15 protein-coding genes and 1 tRNA gene are annotated in these 17,271 nt (G+C 52.9%); 7 read left to right on the forward strand and 9 right to left on the reverse strand.

Annotated features, from left to right (window positions below):
- Positions 1 to 51: 51 nt before the first annotated feature.
- Both EGT74_RS10670 and EGT74_RS10675 read right to left on the reverse strand, forming a co-directional pair.
- A tRNA-Ser gene (locus tag EGT74_RS10670) sits at positions 52 to 138 on the reverse strand.
- Between the two features lie 66 nt (positions 139 to 204).
- Positions 205 to 450 carry a YdeI/OmpD-associated family protein gene (locus EGT74_RS10675; protein ID WP_123846491.1) on the reverse strand — a complete coding sequence of 82 codons (246 nt, stop codon included), beginning with the start codon at positions 448 to 450 and terminating at the stop codon, positions 205 to 207.
- Positions 451 to 544: 94 nt separating this feature from the next.
- Between EGT74_RS10675 and EGT74_RS10680 the strand changes: the two genes are divergently transcribed.
- A complete protein-coding gene (locus EGT74_RS10680; protein WP_123846492.1) occupies positions 545 to 1,477 on the forward strand; it encodes a sugar phosphate isomerase/epimerase family protein in 933 nt (310 codons plus the stop codon).
- On the opposite strand, the gene EGT74_RS10685 is transcribed toward EGT74_RS10680, so the two are convergent.
- Together EGT74_RS10685 and EGT74_RS10690 are read right to left on the reverse strand one after the other, a co-directional pair.
- A complete protein-coding gene (locus EGT74_RS10685) occupies positions 1,472 to 2,506 on the reverse strand; it encodes an asparaginase (RefSeq protein ID WP_123846493.1) in 1,035 nt (344 codons plus the stop codon). The two genes, EGT74_RS10680 and EGT74_RS10685, sit on opposite strands and share 6 nt — an antisense overlap.
- A 42-nt stretch (positions 2,507 to 2,548) precedes the next feature.
- Positions 2,549 to 3,319 carry a TatD family hydrolase gene (locus EGT74_RS10690; protein ID WP_123846494.1) on the reverse strand — a complete coding sequence of 257 codons (771 nt, stop codon included), beginning with the start codon at positions 3,317 to 3,319 and terminating at the stop codon, positions 2,549 to 2,551.
- Between the two features lie 117 nt (positions 3,320 to 3,436).
- Between EGT74_RS10690 and EGT74_RS10695 the strand changes: the two genes are divergently transcribed.
- A complete protein-coding gene (locus EGT74_RS10695; protein ID WP_123846495.1) occupies positions 3,437 to 4,312 on the forward strand; it encodes a hypothetical protein in 876 nt (291 codons plus the stop codon).
- A gap of 472 nt (positions 4,313 to 4,784) precedes the next feature.
- On the opposite strand, the gene EGT74_RS10700 is transcribed toward EGT74_RS10695, so the two are convergent.
- On the reverse strand, positions 4,785 to 5,399 hold the full coding sequence (locus EGT74_RS10700; protein ID WP_123846496.1) for a polysaccharide deacetylase family protein: 615 nt from the start codon (positions 5,397 to 5,399) through the stop codon (positions 4,785 to 4,787).
- 55 nt (positions 5,400 to 5,454) lie between these two features.
- Here EGT74_RS10700 and gltX point away from each other — a divergent pair, with 55 nt between their 5' ends.
- Positions 5,455 to 6,984, forward strand: coding sequence for a glutamate--tRNA ligase (gene gltX / locus EGT74_RS10705; protein WP_123846497.1), 1,530 nt, complete (start codon positions 5,455 to 5,457; stop codon positions 6,982 to 6,984).
- A 57-nt stretch (positions 6,985 to 7,041) separates the two neighbouring features.
- On the opposite strand, the gene EGT74_RS10710 is transcribed toward gltX, so the two are convergent.
- Positions 7,042 to 8,709, reverse strand: a complete 1,668-nt coding sequence (locus tag EGT74_RS10710; protein ID WP_123846498.1) for a glutamine--tRNA ligase/YqeY domain fusion protein — start codon at positions 8,707 to 8,709, stop codon at positions 7,042 to 7,044.
- Between the two features lie 123 nt (positions 8,710 to 8,832).
- Between EGT74_RS10710 and EGT74_RS10715 the strand changes: the two genes are divergently transcribed.
- From EGT74_RS10715 to fumC, 4 genes are all read left to right on the forward strand, one after another.
- Positions 8,833 to 9,252 (forward strand): cobalamin B12-binding domain-containing protein, encoded by a 420-nt coding sequence (locus tag EGT74_RS10715; RefSeq protein WP_123846499.1) that lies wholly within the window; start codon positions 8,833 to 8,835, stop codon positions 9,250 to 9,252.
- A gap of 111 nt (positions 9,253 to 9,363) precedes the next feature.
- Positions 9,364 to 10,170, forward strand: coding sequence for a porin family protein (locus tag EGT74_RS10720; protein WP_123846500.1), 807 nt, complete (start codon positions 9,364 to 9,366; stop codon positions 10,168 to 10,170).
- A 91-nt stretch (positions 10,171 to 10,261) separates the two neighbouring features.
- Positions 10,262 to 11,038, forward strand: a complete 777-nt coding sequence (locus EGT74_RS10725; protein ID WP_123846501.1) for an enoyl-CoA hydratase/isomerase family protein — start codon at positions 10,262 to 10,264, stop codon at positions 11,036 to 11,038.
- A 39-nt stretch (positions 11,039 to 11,077) separates the two neighbouring features.
- A complete protein-coding gene (gene fumC, locus EGT74_RS10730) occupies positions 11,078 to 12,475 on the forward strand; it encodes a class II fumarate hydratase (protein WP_123846502.1) in 1,398 nt (465 codons plus the stop codon).
- 74 nt (positions 12,476 to 12,549) lie between these two features.
- On the opposite strand, the gene EGT74_RS10735 is transcribed toward fumC, so the two are convergent.
- The 3 genes from EGT74_RS10735 to EGT74_RS10745 form a co-directional block, all read right to left on the reverse strand.
- Positions 12,550 to 13,521, reverse strand: coding sequence for a sulfite exporter TauE/SafE family protein (locus EGT74_RS10735; protein WP_123846503.1), 972 nt, complete (start codon positions 13,519 to 13,521; stop codon positions 12,550 to 12,552).
- 21 nt (positions 13,522 to 13,542) lie between these two features.
- Positions 13,543 to 14,037, reverse strand: coding sequence for a hypothetical protein (locus EGT74_RS10740; RefSeq protein WP_123846504.1), 495 nt, complete (start codon positions 14,035 to 14,037; stop codon positions 13,543 to 13,545).
- Between the two features lie 235 nt (positions 14,038 to 14,272).
- Entirely contained in the window at positions 14,273 to 17,137 is a 2,865-nt protein-coding gene (locus EGT74_RS10745) for a TonB-dependent receptor (RefSeq protein WP_123846505.1), read from the reverse strand.
- Positions 17,138 to 17,271 lie beyond the last annotated feature (134 nt).

The raw sequence follows: 17,271 nt of genomic DNA on the forward strand, positions 1-17,271 counted from the left end.
TCTGGGTATAAAGAAAAACCCCTGACGATCGGCGATCATCAGGGGAATCTGCGGAGGAGAAGGGATTCGAACCCTTGATAGGCTTTCACCTATACACACTTTCCAGGCGTGCCAGTTCAACCACTCCTGCACTCCTCCGTTCGGTTGAATTATTCATTCAGGGCTGCAAAGATAACCTTTTGCCCAAAAAATCCAAGAAATCTTTTAATCTCCTTTATAAACCATGTTCATGTACTTGTTGCCGCCTTTCAGCTCCTCCAGCATCTGGGCGAGGCGTTTCTGCCGCGTTTCCTCCCTTTTGGCGCTGCTGATCCAGTAGATATAGTCGTTTTGCTGGTAGGCCGGCCGGTTTTCGTACCGCTCAAACAGCTTGTGTTGGGTGAGGGCCTCGGCAATGAACTCCGGCATCGGGTATTTCTGGCGCTTTAATCCGCTGAAATTTTTTTTCATGACAAGAAGGGTTTCGGGAGGTAAAATTAACCAAAAATCCCCCTTTCTTGCGCGGCAGGAAGGGGTTTTGTATTTTGTTTGAAAACCCAGTATTATGCCATACAACCGCCGGGATTTTATCCAGACCCTCGCCTTGGCGGGCGCCGCGCTGCCCCTGCGCTCTTTTGCCCTGCCGGCAAAGGAGTGGGAAATACACTGTTTTTCCAAACCTTTCCAGTGGATGGATTACGGCCTGCTCTGCGAGACGTTTGCCGCGGCGGGACTTACCGGCGTGGACTATACCGTGCGGCCTGATGGGCATGTATTGCCGGAGAAAGTAACCACGGACCTGCCCAAAGCCGCCGCTGCGGCCCGTAAAGCGGGGCTCAAAACAGCGCTGATGACCACCGCCATCCGCGATGCGCAGGAGCCATATACGGCCGCGGTACTCAAAGCCGCCGCCAAAGAGGGGATTCAGTTCTACCGGATGGGCTGGTACGATTATCAGAAAGGAAAACCGCTGCTGTCCAGCCTGCAGGCCTGCGCACAGCAGCTGAAAGGCCTTCGCACGCTCAACCGGGAACTGAACATCCGGGCGTCCTACCAGAACCACGCAGGTGTGCGGGTAGGCGCTTCCGTTTGGGATTTATATGAAATGATCAAAGACACCGACACTGCTTATGCCGGCGTACAGTACGACATCCGGCATGCCACCGTGGAAGGGGCCAATAGCTGGCCATTGGGGCTGGAGCTGGTGCGACCGCACATCAACACCCTCGTGATCAAGGACGCGAAGTGGGTGGAGCAGAACGGGAAATACATCCTGCAGAACACCCCGTTGGGCGAAGGAATGGTGAATTTTCCGGCGTTCTTTAAAAAAGTGAAGGAGCTGAATATCCATGTGCCGATCTCGCTGCACCTGGAATACGAGCTGCTGAGCAGGCAGGAGGAAACATTGCCGGCAGCGCAAAAACAACAGATCGTACTGAAAAAGTTACAAAAAGACGTGCAGACCCTGCGTGGGATGCTGGCCGCGACCGGTTTATAGCTCCGGCGTGGCAGGCGTCAGTTCACCGCGCATCGGCACTTCGATGAGGCGTTTGATTTCTTCCGGCGGCAGCTTCTGGCCGAGCAGGAACATCAGTTTGGTAGTTGCCGCTTCAAAGGTCATATCGTGGCCGCTGACTACGCCCACTTTCTGCAATTGCTGGCTGGTTTCATATTTGCCGAGCTCCACCGAACCGCCGTCGCACTGTGTAATGTCTACCATAATCACCCCTCTGTCTGCCGCTTTCTGCAGGCATTCCGTGAACCACGATTGCGTAGTGGCGTTACCGCTGCCGAAGGTTTCGAGCAGCAGCCCGCGCATGCCGGGGGTGTTGACGATGGCTTCTACCGCGCGGCGGGTGATGCCGGGGAATATTTTGAGCACGCCGATGTTGGCGTCCATGTTCTTATGCACGATGAGGGGCTGCACGGGAGCGGGCAGCATGTAATTGTTCTTGTATTTGATGTCGATGCCGGCTTCGGCCAGGGCCGGGTAGTTCATGGAGTAGAAGGCCTCGAATTTTTCGGCGTTGTACTTTTTGGCGCGGTTGCCGCGGAAGAGCATAAAGTCGAAGTAGATACAAACTTCGGGCACCATACAATGGCCATTGCTTTTGGTGGAAGCGATTTCCATGGCGGTGATGATGTTCTCCTTCGCATCGGTCCGGATCTTGCCGATCGGTAACTGGCTGCCGGTAAGGATAACGGGTTTGGATAAATTCTCCAGCATGAAGCTGAGTGCGGAAGCCGTGAAAGCCATGGTGTCGGAACCATGCAGAATCACGAATCCATCATAACGGTCGTACCGGTCTTCAATAATGCCCGCCAGCTCCGACCAGATTTCAGGGTTCATGTCCGACGAATCCATCGGCGGATTGAAGGCATACACGTAGAAATCGATTCCCATACGGTAGAGCTCGGGCAGGTTGTTCCTGATCTCATTAAAGCCGATGGGCCGCAGTGCTGTCGTTTTTTCGTCGTAAATCATCCCCACGGTACCACCGGTATAGATGATAAGAATCTTCGTCATTTATCTCTTATGGAATTGCATGCAAATGTATTCACTAATCAGTTAGAGCATTTTGAATAATTTCTGGGCATTGCCCGTCGTAATTGCAGCTACTTCCTCAATTTTTAGATTTTTTACATCTGCAATGCGTTCCGCCACCAATGGGATGTACGCGCTTTCGTTCCTTTTGCCCCGGTATGGAACCGGCGCCAGGTAAGGCGCATCGGTCTCCAGTACGATGTGCTCCAGATCAATATCGGCCAGCAGTACGTCGAGGCCGGCTTTTTTGAAAGTCACCACCCCGCCGATGCCCAGATAAAAACCCATGTCGATGATTTCCTGTGCCTCTTCCCGGGTGCCGGAAAAACAGTGGAATACCCCCGTGAGGTGGCCGTCGTGCAGTTCCTTCACCACATCTATGCAGGCCCTGGTGGCCTCGCGGCTGTGAATGGCAATGGGCAGGTCGTACGCCAGGGCCATGCTGATCTGCCGGCGGAAAGCCAGGTACTGCCGGTCGAGTTGCGTTTTGTCCCAGTAGAAATCCAGCCCGATTTCACCCACAGCCCAGAATTTCCGCTGCTCCAGCCAGTTTTGCACAATAGTGAGCTGTTCTTCCACGTTTTCTCCCACGTAGCAGGGATGCAGCCCCATCATCGGGAGGCAAACCTCCGGATAATCGGCCTCCAGCTGCAGCATGCCGGGAATGGACGTTTCGTCGATATTGGGCAGCAGCAGCCTGTTTACCCCCTGGCGGATGGCCCGGTCGATCATCTCGGGACGGTCCCTGTCGAACTCAGCGGAGTATAAATGGGCATGCGTGTCAATCCAATTCATTATATATGGTTTTTTTCAATTAATTGTTTATCTTTATTTTCGCAAAAAAGTTAATATTTAAAGTAAACCTTTTCACAAAGGTACAGTCTCAATTAGCCAATACCTATAAAAACTACTATGATGAAACACTATTTTAACACCAATAAGGTGCTCTCCGTAACTGCCCTTGCCATTGGCGCCATCACCATTTTCTTCGCCTGTAAGAAAGATGATAAGGCTGGTGCAGATGAAAAAAGGGACAATCAAACGATCGCTGCTGCACAAAAAGAAACTGAAATAAATGCTGTATACGAAGATGCCTTCGGCGTAGTGCTGGATGCGAATTCCTTTCACACCGGCCTCAACGGGCAGGTGCGTAAAGCCCCCGAAGCGCCGAACACTGCCCGCTGCCGCGGCTCGGTGGAATTTTACCCGGTTGACAATACAACTTTCCCGAAAACGGTGGTGATCGACTTCGGCACTGGCTGCACAGACCCTGTTGGCCCCACCCGCAAAGGCAAAATCAAGATCGTGGTGAGCAAACTGTTTTTCACCACCGGCGCCACAGCCACCGTTACTTTTGAAAATTATTTTGTGAACGATATCAAAGTGGAAGGCACCCAAACGCTCACCAATCTTTCCGGTACTTCCGGTTTCGGTTATTCGTACACCGTGGCTGCCGGCAAGCTGACTTACCCCGATGGCAAAGTGTATGAATACGGCGGTACCCGCAACCTCATCCAGAAAGAAGGCTCAACAACGCCTTTCGATATCGACGACGATGTGTATGAACTGACCGGCAACGCCACGCTGAAAGACAGCAGCGTAACCGCCACCGTTACCATCAACAACGCCCTGGTAAGAAAACTCAGCTGCGCTTACATTGGAAAAGGTATCCTCACCGTAACGGCTAACGGCCATGCGGCGAAAGTGGATTACGGTAACGGCGAATGCGATAACAAAGCGATACTGACCGTTGGCGATAAAACGAAAGAGATCACACTGCCCAGATAAGTCATTATAAACCTGCTGAACAGTTAAAAAGAGGATGCGGTATGCGTCCTCTTTTTGCTTTAAAAGGAGGGGTGTCATCCTGGATTTGCAACATAATTGCATCTGGTGGTATCTACGCTTCATCTACGCTGGGGCTATGCTTCATCTACGGCGCATCTCCGGAGGGGCTTTGAAGAGGCTTTGGTAGACCATTGGTTATCAATAATTTCAAACCTGCCTGATGGACATGGTGCGCAAGTGCCCCTTTTCCCGGGAATCCACTCCAAACAGTTGCTATTCAGTTGATTGAGGTAGCAGCTTAACATAATGTCGCTAACTGTATAGAAAAATTTCATCCCTGTTTATGAGGGCATTGTTGTTCATGCTGGTTTGATGCAGTGACCGGGTATTTTTCTTGTGAAAAATGGTCGGGAAGATATTTTGAAGCAGGCAAACGAGGAAGTTCTTCGTGCTGTATCCGGACCGCGCTTTTTTATACGATGGCTTCCACCTTCCAGCCTTTGCGCCTGCAATGTTCCAGTACCCGGGGCAGGGCATAGCTCATCCGGTCCCAGGCTTTCCGGCTGTCATGAAAAACCACGATGGAGCCGGGTTGCAGCTTGAATACTACATTCTGTACGCAGGTTTCGCCGGTGATGTCGGTGTCGAAATCGGCGCTCAGCAGATCCCACATGATGATGCGGTAATCTTTTTTCAGCGCTTTTACCTGGAAGGGAGAGATGCGCCCGTAAGGCGGCCGGAAAAGGTCGGATCGGATGTAACCCGCAGCTTCCCTGATATTGGCGATGTACTTGTCTGTAGAAGTGTTCCAGCCGTTGAGGTGGTTATGGGTATGATTGCCCACGGAATGGCCGTCGAGCAATATCTGCTGATAAATATCGGGATGCTCCACCACGTTTTTGCCGATGCAGAAAAAGGTGGCTTTGGCATCGTATTTCTTCAATTGTTCCAAAACGAAAGGTGTGGCTTCAGGGTGCGGGCCGTCGTCGAAAGTGAGGTACACGGCGTTGGTGGCCGGTGAGAAATTCCAGATGCAGCTTTTGTAGAGCGATTTCAGGATGCCGGGTGTTTTCGTCAAATAGAACATATGAATCAGGATTTACAGCGCGTTCCCTGACCCGAAATTATTATTTTTGCCCCGTATGAGTCAGAAAAAAGTAAGAGTGCGCTTTGCGCCCAGCCCTACGGGCGGTTTACACCTGGGCGGCGTGCGCACCGTATTGTTCAATTACCTGTTTGCCCGCCACCACGGCGGTGAATTTGTGCTGAGAATAGAAGATACCGACCAAACCCGCTATGTGCCGGGTGCGGAGGAATATATCATGGAATGTCTGCGCTGGTGCGGACTGGAGCCGGATGAGAGCCCGCTGAAAGGCGGTCCTTATGCGCCTTACCGCCAGAGTGAACGGAAAGCGCTGTACCGCCAGTATGCGGAACAGTTAGTGGCCGCAGGATATGCCTATTATGCATTCGATACGCCCGAGGAACTGGAGGCCATGCGCGAAGTGGAAAAAGCGCGGGGCAACCATTCTCCCCAATACAATTACAGCATACGCAAAACCATGCGCAACTCGCTGGTGCTGGACGCTGCGGAAGTAGCCACACTGCTCGAAAAAGGCGCGCCGCACGTAATCCGCATCAAGATGCCGGAGAACGAAGAACTGCGCTTTTCCGACATGATCCGCGGCGAAGTGAGCTTCCAGACATCGACGGTAGACGATAAGGTGCTGCTGAAAGCAGACGGCATGCCTACCTATCACCTGGCCGTGGTGGTAGACGATTACCTCATGAAGATCACCCACGCTTTCCGCGGCGAAGAGTGGCTGCCTTCCGCACCGGTGCACATCCTGCTCTGGAAATACCTGGGCTGGGAAGCGGATATGCCGCAATGGGCGCACCTGCCGCTGATCCTCAAACCGGACGGCAACGGCAAACTCAGCAAACGCGACGGCGATCGTTTAGGCTTCCCCGTTTATGCCATGAACTGGACGGACCCGAAAACCAACGAACTGACCCGCGGTTTCCGCGAAATCGGCTTCCTGCCGGAAGCATTCGTGAATATGCTGGCCATGCTGGGCTGGAACGACGGTTCAGGCCAGGAAATATTTTCCATGGAAGAACTGATCGAACATTTCTCCATCGAACGGGTGCACAAAGGCGGCGCGAAGTTCGACTACGATAAAGCGAAATGGTTCAACCACCAGTACATCGTTAAAACCGACGATGCCTTGCTGGCCAAGCTTTTCCAGCCGGTACTGGATGAGAAAGGCATGGTGGCGGAGCCGGCCTTCGTGGCCCGCATCGCAGGCCTGGTGAAAGAAAGATGTCATTTTATCAATGAGATATGGGACCACGGTTTCTTTTTCTTCATACGCCCTGAAAAGTACGATGCCGATGCGGTGAAACCCAAGTGGAGTGCGGAGAAACAGGCTTTCTTCGAAGAGTGGGCGCAGGTGCTGGAAGGTTTGGAAGACTTTACTTTCGCACCGCTGGAAGACAGTTTCAAACAACTGGCCGCGGCAAAAAACATCAAACCGGGCGAACTGCAGCTGCCCTTCCGCATCATGCTCTGCGGCGGCAAATTCGGCCCGCCGGTGTTTGTGATCGCGGAAACGCTGGGCAAAGCGGAAACGATTGAAAGGATCAAACTGGGACTGGCGGCTTTCGCATAAGCGCGGTTCTTCCCATAAAAAAAACTCCGGAGGCGATGCTTCCGGAGTTTTTTATTGTTATGACTTTTTGGCTTCTTTCGCCCAGGTGTCTTTTAAGGTAACCGTGCGGTTGAATACCGGTTTGCCGGGTGTGGAGTCCTGGTCCACGCAGAAATAACCCTTCCGCAGGAACTGGAACCGGTCGCCGGCTTTGGCTTCGAGCAATGAAGGCTCTACCATGGCGTTAGAGATGACCTGCAGGGAATTCGGGTTGATGAACGATTTGAAGTCGCCTTCTTCCGCAGCGGGGTTTTCCACGGAAAAGAGCCGGTCGTACAGCCTCACTTCGGCCTGTGCGGCATGCGCCGCGCTCACCCAGTGAATGGTGCCTTTTACCGTCAGGCCGCTGTTGTCTGCACCGCTGCGGCTTTCGGGCAGGTGGGTGCAGTAGATGGTGGTCACGTTGCCGGCCTCGTCTTTTTCAAAACTGTCGCATTTGATGATGTAAGCATACTTCAAACGTACAGCCAGTCCGGGCCCCAGCCGGAAGAACTTCTTCGGCGGGTTTTCCATGAAATCTTCCCTTTCAATGTACAGCGTATTGCTGAAAGTCACTTTGCGGTGACCGGCGGATTCGTCTTCCGGGTTGTTTTCAGCCTGCAGTTCCTCCGTTTGCCCTTCAGGGAAGCTGGTGATCACCAGTTTCACCGGGTCCATCACGGCCATCACCCGGTTGGCGGTTTTATTCAGCTCCTCGCGGATGCAGAATTCCAGCAGTCCTACGTCGATCAGGTTATCGCGCTTCTGCACGCCAATCCGGTCGGCAAAGGTGCGGATGCTGGACGGGGTGTAGCCGCGGCGGCGGTATCCGCTCAGGGTAGGCATGCGGGGGTCGTCCCAGCCGGTCACATGGCCTTCGTTCACCAACTGGAGCAGTTTCCTTTTGCTCATCACCGTGTAATTGAGGGACAGGCGGGAAAACTCGTATTGACGGGAGGGGAATATCCCCAGTTTTTCGATGAACCAGTCGTACAGCGGACGATGCGGGATAAATTCCAGCGTACAGATGGAATGGGTGATCTGCTCGATGCTGTCGCTCTGCCCGTGGGCGAAGTCGTACATCGGGTAAATGCACCATGCATCGCCGGTGCGGTGGTGGTGGGCATGTTTAATGCGGTACATGAGCGGGTCGCGCATGTGCATGTTGGGCGATGCCATGTCTACTTTGGCGCGCAATACCTTGGCGCCGTCCGGATATTTGCCGGCGCGCATGTCTGCAAACAGCTGGAGGTTCTCTTCCACGCTGCGGTTGCGGTACGGGCTGTCTTTCCCGGGCTCGGTGGGCGTGCCTTTCAGGGCGGCTATTTCGGCGGCGGTGGAATCGTCCACATACGCCAGGCCCTTTTTAATCAGCTCCACGGCAAAATTGTACAGCTGTTCAAAATAGTCGGAAGCATAGAATTCATTGGCCCACTGAAACCCCAGCCACTGGATGTCCGCCTTGATCGAGTCTACATACTCGGTATCTTCCGTCACGGGATTGGTATCGTCAAAACGGAGATTGGTCTGGCCGTTGTACTTTTGGGCCAGTCCGAAGTTGAGGCAGATGCTTTTGGCATGGCCGATATGGAGGTAGCCGTTGGGCTCGGGCGGGAAGCGGGTAAGTACCCGGCCGCCGTTGACGCCGTTGGCAATATCATCTTCCACGATTTGTTCTAAGAAGTTCAGTGACCTTTCTTCGCTCATATTTTGTAGCTTTTTCCGAAGTGCAAATGTAAGATAAACTGGAAAAAGCGCGGAAAAACGTGCCGGGGCCCCGGTAAGCCTGTTTTGCCGGAAAACCCTACATTTACAATCCAATCAGAAAATATGGTCAATCCAGTTCAACGCCCCATCCGTGTATTGGTCGCCAAAGTGGGCCTCGATGGCCACGACCGCGGCGCCAAAGTGATAGCGGCCGCCCTGCGCGACGCCGGGATGGAGGTGATTTATACCGGCCTGCGCCAGACGCCGGAAATGGTCGTCAACGCCGCTTTGCAGGAAGATGTGGACGCCATCGGCATCAGCATCCTGTCCGGGGCGCATATGACCGTGTTCCCGAAAATTATCGCCCTTATGAAAGAAAAAGGGATGAATGACGTGCTGCTGACTGGCGGCGGCATCATCCCCGATACCGATATGCAGGAATTGTACGCCCTGGGCGTGGGAAAGCTGTTCCCCCCGGGCACCAATACCCAGGAAATTGCAGGGTATATCGCTGCATGGACCCAAAAAAACAGGGAATTTTAACTTTTTTGAAACTTTTTTACAGGCCAGTCGTCTTAATCTCTGAAACGGCAGCATGCTGACGGGTATCCCCTGCCGTTACCTATTCCATTCATCTCCAAAATTGATTGACTTATGAAAGTGATCCGCTACGCAATAATCCTGATGCTGTTAGCCACCACTACAGGCCTGCGGGCACAGGAAGACTCTTCCGCACCAAAAAAACGGGTGTCTTACCATTTCCATTTTTATGCCCCCGCCAAACCGCGTACCGGCTATATCACCGCCGGTGGCAACGGCCCCCTGCTGTCTTTCGCCAATGTAGACAAAGCCGGGGAGCACGTGCGCAACATCCCCCGGTTTACCGTGTTTTTTAACGTCGGCACCAATTACAATTATGATTTCACCAATAACTTCGGCATTTTCTCGGGCCTGAACATCAAAAATATAGGCCTCATCACCAAACCCAACGATTCCGTGAAACTGAAGCAGCGCGTCTACACCCTGGGTGTGCCCCTGGGCCTGAAATTCGGGAACATGCGCAACGGGTTCTTCTTTTTCATGGGCGGGGAATATGACCTGGCATTCAATTACAAGGAGAAATTCTTCCTCCACGGCGACAAAAAGAGCAAATTCAACGAGTGGTTCAGCGACCGCACCCCGCTGCTGATGCCGTCTGTTTTTGCCGGTTTCCGCTTCAGCCCCGGTTTTGGCCTGAAAGTGCAGTACTACCTGAACGATTTCTATAATAAAGATTACACCCAAACGGTTAACGGCGTGAAAGAGCAGCCGTATAAAGACCTGAAGGCAAAAATGATGTTTGTGACACTGAGCTACAACTTCGGTGTACGCTGGGAAACGGACCGCTATCACAAAAGACATCATGACAAATATCGCAAAGGCACCAAGGTGATCATCGAAAAAAAGACGGTGACCGATTAAATAATTGTATGCCAACTGCTTTGAGCAAAGGGGCGCACGGGTTGCGCCCCTTTTTTCGTTAATTTAGTCGGAGGTAAAAACAACTCATTATATGTACAATACCATCACCACCGAACTGAAAGACGGCATCCTGGAGATCACCATTAACCGCCCGGACAAGCTGAACGCCCTGAACCAGGAAGTTATGAAGGAACTGGCCCTGGCTATCGACGAGGTATATAAGAACAAGGACGTCAAAAGCGCGCTCATCACGGGCAGCGGTCCCAAAGCGTTTATCGCCGGGGCTGATATCTCCGAATTCCTGACGCTTTCGCCCGAACAGGGCGCCGAGCTGGCCAAAAGGGGGCATGTCATTTTCCAGCGGATTGAAGACAGCCATAAGCCTATTGCTGCGGCGGTGAACGGGTTTGCGCTCGGAGGCGGCTGTGAACTGGCGATGGCCTGTCATTTCAGGGTGGCGAGCGACAATGCCAAATTCGGCCAGCCCGAAGTGAACCTGGGGATCATTCCCGGTTATGGGGGTACCCAGCGCCTGGTTCAACTGGTCGGCAAAGGGAAGGCGCTCGAATTAATGATGACGGCCGATCTGATCGGCGCCGAAGAAGCTCACCGGCTGGGGCTTGTCAACCACGTCACCACACCCGCGGAGCTGCTCGATAAAACCCGCTCCATCCTGCAGAAAATCCATACAAAGGCCCCGCTGGCCATCGCCAAGGTGATCAAATGCGTGAACAACTACTTTGTGTACGACATCAACGGGTTTGAGACCGAAGTAGAGGAATTTGCCGGCTGCTTTGCCACGCAGGACCTCCAGGAGGGCGCTTCCGCCTTTATTGAAAAGCGGGCCGCCAAATTCAGGGGAGAATAGCCGGTAATTGATTAATTTGTGGCCCAAAATATTTACAACATGGATTTCAGGATAGAGAAAGACACGATGGGAGAGGTGAAGGTGCCGGCGAATGCGTACTTTGGTGCACAAACCCAGCGCTCCATCGACAACTTCAGAATTGCGCAGGATATCAACAAAATGCCGAAAGAAATCATCCGTGCATTTGCTTATCTGAAAAAGGCCGCGGCACTTACCAACCAGGAAGCCGGCGTACTGGCCGCTGAAAAAGCAGCGCTCATCGGTAAAGTATGCGATGAAATACTGGAAGGCAAACTCGACGCGGAATTCCCGCTGGTAGTATGGCAAACAGGCTCCGGCACCCAGTCGAACATGAACGTAAACGAAGTGGTGGCCTACCGTGCCCACGTAATCAACGGCGGCCAGCTCACCGATAAAGATAAAGCGGTACATCCCAACGATGACGTGAATAAATCACAATCGTCCAACGATACTTTTCCCACGGCTATGCATATCGCGGCTTACAAAATGTTGCTGGAAGTAACCATTCCCGGCATCAAAAAGCTGCGCGATACCCTGGCGAAAAAATCCAAAGAGTTCATGCATGTGGTAAAAATCGGCCGCACGCACTTCATGGACGCTACACCCCTGACCCTCGGCCAGGAAATCAGCGGATACGTATCCCAACTGGATCACGGCCTGCGCGCGATTAACAATACTCTGCCCCACCTGTCTGAACTGGCGCTGGGTGGCACAGCAGTTGGCACCGGTATCAACACCCCGGATGGGTATGCAGAAAACGTAGCCAAAAAAATCGCCGAATTGACCGGCCTGCCTTTTATTACGGCTGAAAATAAATTCGAATCGCTGGCTGCGCACGATGCGATCGTGGAAGCACACGGCGCGCTCAAAACCGTAGCGGTGAGCCTCATGAAAATCGCAAACGACATCCGTATGCTCAGCTCTGGCCCGCGCTCCGGCATCGGCGAGCTGTTCATTCCGGACAACGAGCCCGGCTCTTCCATTATGCCCGGCAAAGTAAACCCCACCCAGTGCGAGGCGCTCACCATGATTGCCGCACAGGTAATGGGGAACGATGTAGCCATCAACATCGGCGGCGCTACCGGCCATTTCGAACTGAACGTCTTCAAACCCATGATGATCTACAACTTCCTGCACTCCGCACGTTTGCTGGGTGATGGTTGTGTAAGCTTCAACGATAAATGTGCAGAAGGGCTGGCGCCAATCGAAGCCAACATCAAAAAGCACGTAGACAATTCACTGATGCTGGTGACCGCGCTGAATACAAAAATCGGATACTACAAGGCCGCTGAAATTGCTCAGAAAGCGCATAAAGAAGGCACCACCCTCAAAGAAATGGCGGTGAAGCTGGGATATGTGACGGCTGAAGAGTTCGACGCCTGGGTGGACCCGAGCAAAATGGTAGGAAAAATCTGATATAGACAAAGCTGAAAAAGAAAAGCGCCGGTTATAAGAACGGGCGCTTTTTTTATGGAAGCAAAGTGAAAGAATCATTTCCAGAATACCAGCAAAATGGTGCGGAGGCTCATGGCGATAACAAGCACGCCCACCAATATCATCAGTGGTTTGCGTTTCATCCGCTTCACCAGCACGGCCGCAAAAGGCGATGCGATCACCCCGCCGAGGATTAGCCCGATAATCACCTGCCAGCTATCGACCCCATTGAATAACAGGAAAGTGCCTGCGCTGGAAACGGAGATAAAAAACTCCGCGGCGTTTACGGAACCGATGGTGTAGTTGACGGTACGCCCTTTGCTCAGCAGGGTAGAGGTTACGATAGGTCCCCATCCGCCGCCGCCCACGGCATCCATAAATCCACCGAAGAAGGCCAGGGGCCCCAGTCTGCGGGTTTTTGCCTTGGGCTTGTTGCGCTGCAGGGCCTTGCGGAGAATCAATATGCCGAGTATCATGAGATATGCGCTCATGAAAGGTTTGATCACATTGCCGTCTATTTTGTCGGACAGTAAATAGGCGCCGGTAACAGCGCCGATCATGCCGGGAATAAGCAGGTGGAGGAAGAGTTTTTTGTTGACGTTGCCCAGTTTGAAGTGGGCGATGCCCGAGGCGCCGGTGGTGAATACTTCGGCTACGTGTACGCTGGTGCTGGTCATAGCCGGGGAAACACCGAGGCCCAGCAGGAGCGAAGAAGAAGTTGCCCCGTAAGCCATGCCCAGCGCGCCGTCTACCATCTGCGCCATCAGCCCCACGCCCATAAAAAACAGGAGCTTTTCCGTAAATGTATTTTGAACGAACTGGGTGATGCGCGTCTGCGATTCCTGGGAAATGCCGTAATTATAGGTGAACCACAGCCCGCCGGCCACCACCAGCACGGATAAACCAATGAACACCCAAATCCAGTGCTGCTTTTTATTGTCCTCGTTCACGAGGTCTATGAGCACCTTTTGTGTTTCAACGGTGGCAACGCGTTGTTCAACCTTATCGATCACCTCATTATGCGACATAAATTATAATACTAATATAGTCTACAGGAATTGTGGACTAAAAATAGACTTAATCCACGGTTTATCCAAATATTTCAGAAAAGGTTTTAAAATTTTGCTAAATACCTGAGCGTCAGTGGGCTTGCGCTGCGCTGTCATTGCCCTGAACACGGAATGCAGCAGGGGCGCGGCAGGGCCCTGGAAATTGGCAAACCCTAAGAAGCCCGGTCGGGCGGGAAAGCCGGCATTTTGTGACCTGATGATGGGTTTCCCGGGAATGGTGTTTTTTACGGAATGGACAACTGCGTTGAATGCCGTAAAACAATAAATAGGGACGAACCTTTGGGAGGGGCCCATTGGGCAACCTGGTCTTCCAGTCATGCAGATCGTAGCGCCCCGGAGGTAAGAGTATGCCAACACCTCATAGCAAATAATACGGGCGGTAATTTCAATCACGCAGATCGAAGTGGTTCCCAGGTGGATGGCAAACGCCAGTACATTGTAGCAAACAATACGGGAACCGGTTATTCCAATCATGCAGATTGAAATGGCTCCCAGCGTGAGGGGCTACATCAGTACATCCGGCGATTCCGGCGATTAATGCGGACCGGAGTGTCGTTTCGCAGGGATGAACCGGCAGGCCCAAATAGTGCAGACAGCGGAATGCCTCATCAGCTTGTCCACAGAACAAAAAAACAACGGAGGCCGAAATGGGCCTCCGTTTTGTGCAGGTTGGTTTTTGTGATAACGGGTTTCCGTGAAATCCCTTGTATTACTTCGTGAGCAGACCTTCCACCGCAATCGCTGCGTAGTACAGCCCGCCGATGGTAGGACCGGCGGCATACTGGATATAGCGGTTATTCAAGAGGTTGGCGCCGCCCACTTTGATCGTCGTTTTGAGTTTGGGGATGCGGTAGTTCACCTGGGCATCCACCGTATTGTAAGCCGGTACGTCACCGTTGGCCAGCGGGCTTTCCCAATAGAAGGTGTTTTGCCATCTCCATACCACGTTGAACCCGAAATTCTTGAACAGCTCTCGGTTGCCGAAAGAGATGTTGGACACCCAGTTAGGAGTATTGAAACCGGTGGCGAACACGTCTTTTTCCTTGTTTTCCACGATGGCGTTGTAGTTCAGGTTACCAGCCACCGTCCACTTTTTATGGAAGTTGTAAGTAACGCCCAGCGACGCCCCGTAGTTATCGTAAGTGTTTTTAGCATTCGTGTATACGCGGTAGCGGGTTTGTTTGGAGCGGTTGGCAGCCAGCATGTCGGTAACAGATTCGTCTGTACCCACTTTGTTTGTAGCGGGCACTGCCACTTCCACCTGCCCGAGGAACCCGTCGTAGCGATTATAATATGCATCTGCGTCTACCACTATCTTATTGCCCAGCAATACACTGCGGTAGCCCACTTCAAACGAATTGATACGCTCGGGGCGGGTGGGGGAGAGATTGGTGATTTCCAGCAGCGCGCGGTTTTTCAGTGCGGCTGCATTAGGGGTCAAACCATCTGCCACATCCCGGTTCACCGCATTGTTAAAGGTATTCACAGATGCAAGCGTATAGGAGTTTTCGAGGTAGCCGAGGCCTTCGTTGATATAAGACAGGCCGCCCACCCTTCTTACGTTGCCGTTATTCACGAACGAAAGTGCTTCAAAGAGCGCAGGGAAGCGGAAACCGTTCTGCCACGACGCGCGGAAGTTATGTTTCTGCGCCAGCGTGTAAACAGCAGCGATGCGGGGATTGATTTTCGGATCAAATTCCGGGTTGTAATCCACGCGCAAAGAGCCTACCAGCTTGAGCTTATCTTCAAAGAACGTTTTGCTCGCCTGGGCGAAGGCGCCGTATTTTTTATAGTATACATTTTTCCCGCCCGGTGTGGTACGGTCTTTCAGCGGTTTGGTGAAATCCACGAAGTTATTGCCGTCGGGGATGACTTCATAAATGCGCCCGTCCGCTCCCACCAGCAGGTTGAAGATGCCCACTTTTTTGCTCAGGTCCCATTGCGCGTCCACATGATATACCCGGCTGTGCTGGTCGAGCCAGGCACCGCCAGTAGAAGGGGCGCCGGATACCACGTTGGCGTGGTCCCAGTTATTAATGCCGATAATGGTATTTTTCAGGTCGCGGAAAGCGGCGGTACCGGGTTCCACCCGGCCCCTGTCGGCTTCCGTGCGGGCGAGGCGCATAGCCTGCGCCAGTTCGGTGCCGGCATTGATTTCCGTTTGCAGTTTAGTCCGGAAGGCGTCTCTCCAGGCGTTGTTGGATTTGTTCGTGAGGTCGAGGTTATCAGACAGCGGTTTGAGGTTATAGGAATCGCCGGTGTTTTCCAGCATCACATAACCGCGGATGAAATAGTCGGAGCCTTTCAGTTCCAGTTTGTGGTTCTGCACCACCACATCGTTCAGCTGTATTTTGTTACCGCGCTGGAAGAGGCCGTCCATTTGCCCGTGGCGGAAGGTGTATGACAGTTCGGCCTTTGAGGTAACGCGCCAGTATAACCCCACATCGAATTTGATGTTTTCAACAACCGGGTTGGCAAGGTCTTTTTCCCAGTAGCCGGTGCGGCGCACGTTGAAAGTTTCCGTTCTGCCGTTGAGCTGCACCGCCACGGATACGTTGTTGTTATTTTCATCGCCGTACTTGTTCCACGCGTCGTATGCCGGGTTATTGGCTGCGCCGTTCAGCGCGGGGAAGCGGCTGTTGGCGGCGGCATTCTGATCGGTAGCGGTGCTGGCGCGCCAGTCGGTGCCGCGCAGGTAGCTCACATTGACTTTGAAGGCAAACCGGTCGCGGAACGATTGTGCATACCGTACAGCCGTTTCCGTTAAAACGCTCGGGTCATAGTCAATGCCGTCTACATGGTTGACGCCGATTTTCTGGTATACGCTGAGCCCCTTATACAGGAAGGGGCTTTTGGTCTGAAGGTTGGCCATACCGTTGATGGCGTTCATGCCGTACAGGGCGGAAGCCGCGCCCGGTGTGATTTCCACGCTCTGGATGTCGAGCTCGGTGGGCCCGATGGCGTTGCCCAGCGGCACGCCCAGGGTAGCCGCCTGCATATCCACCCCGTCTACCAGCTGCATGAAGCGGAAGTTGTTCGGGATATTGAAGCCGCGGGTATTGGGCACTTTAAAGGTGAGGCTGGAAGTGGTCATCTGTACGCCTTTCACGTTTTCGAGGGCGTCGTAGAAGCTGGGAGCGGGCGATTCCTTGATGGCCCGGATGTCGAGCTTCTCGATGGCTACCGGCGATTTGAGAGCTTCTTCCTCCACACGGGAGGCCGTTACCACCACTTCTTTGCCCAGCAGGGTTTGGGTGGCCAGGCCAATATCCAGCTTCGAGCCGGTGCTTGTCACTTCAAATTCCTGTACCTGGAAGCCGAGGCTGGAGAAAACGAGGGTGAAGGGGAATTTCAGCCGCGTTTTGAGTACAAAGCCGCCGTCTTTGTCCGTAGTGGTGCCGGATACGGTGCCTTTGATCTGAATGCTCACGCCGGGCAGCGGTTCACCCGTGCCCTGGTCTTTTACGCGGCCTGAAATCTGGATGATATTGCTTTCCTGCGCGGAAGCAGCCACGGTGATGAATAAGAAAGATAGCAGCCAAATTGCTTTTATGCTATTGATTGTAATTTTCATACTGGTTTTGATTGATACTACTATTAGTCTATAGGAATTGTGGACAAATGTAGAATGGAAATACTGATTTTGCAAGAGAGTGAGGGATATATTTTTTAAATGAGCCATGGTGGCTGGTTTCGTGACGGGTTCGC

It is taken from the genome of Chitinophaga lutea (genome assembly GCF_003813775.1).
Classification (GTDB): Bacteria; Bacteroidota; Bacteroidia; order Chitinophagales; family Chitinophagaceae; genus Chitinophaga; species Chitinophaga lutea.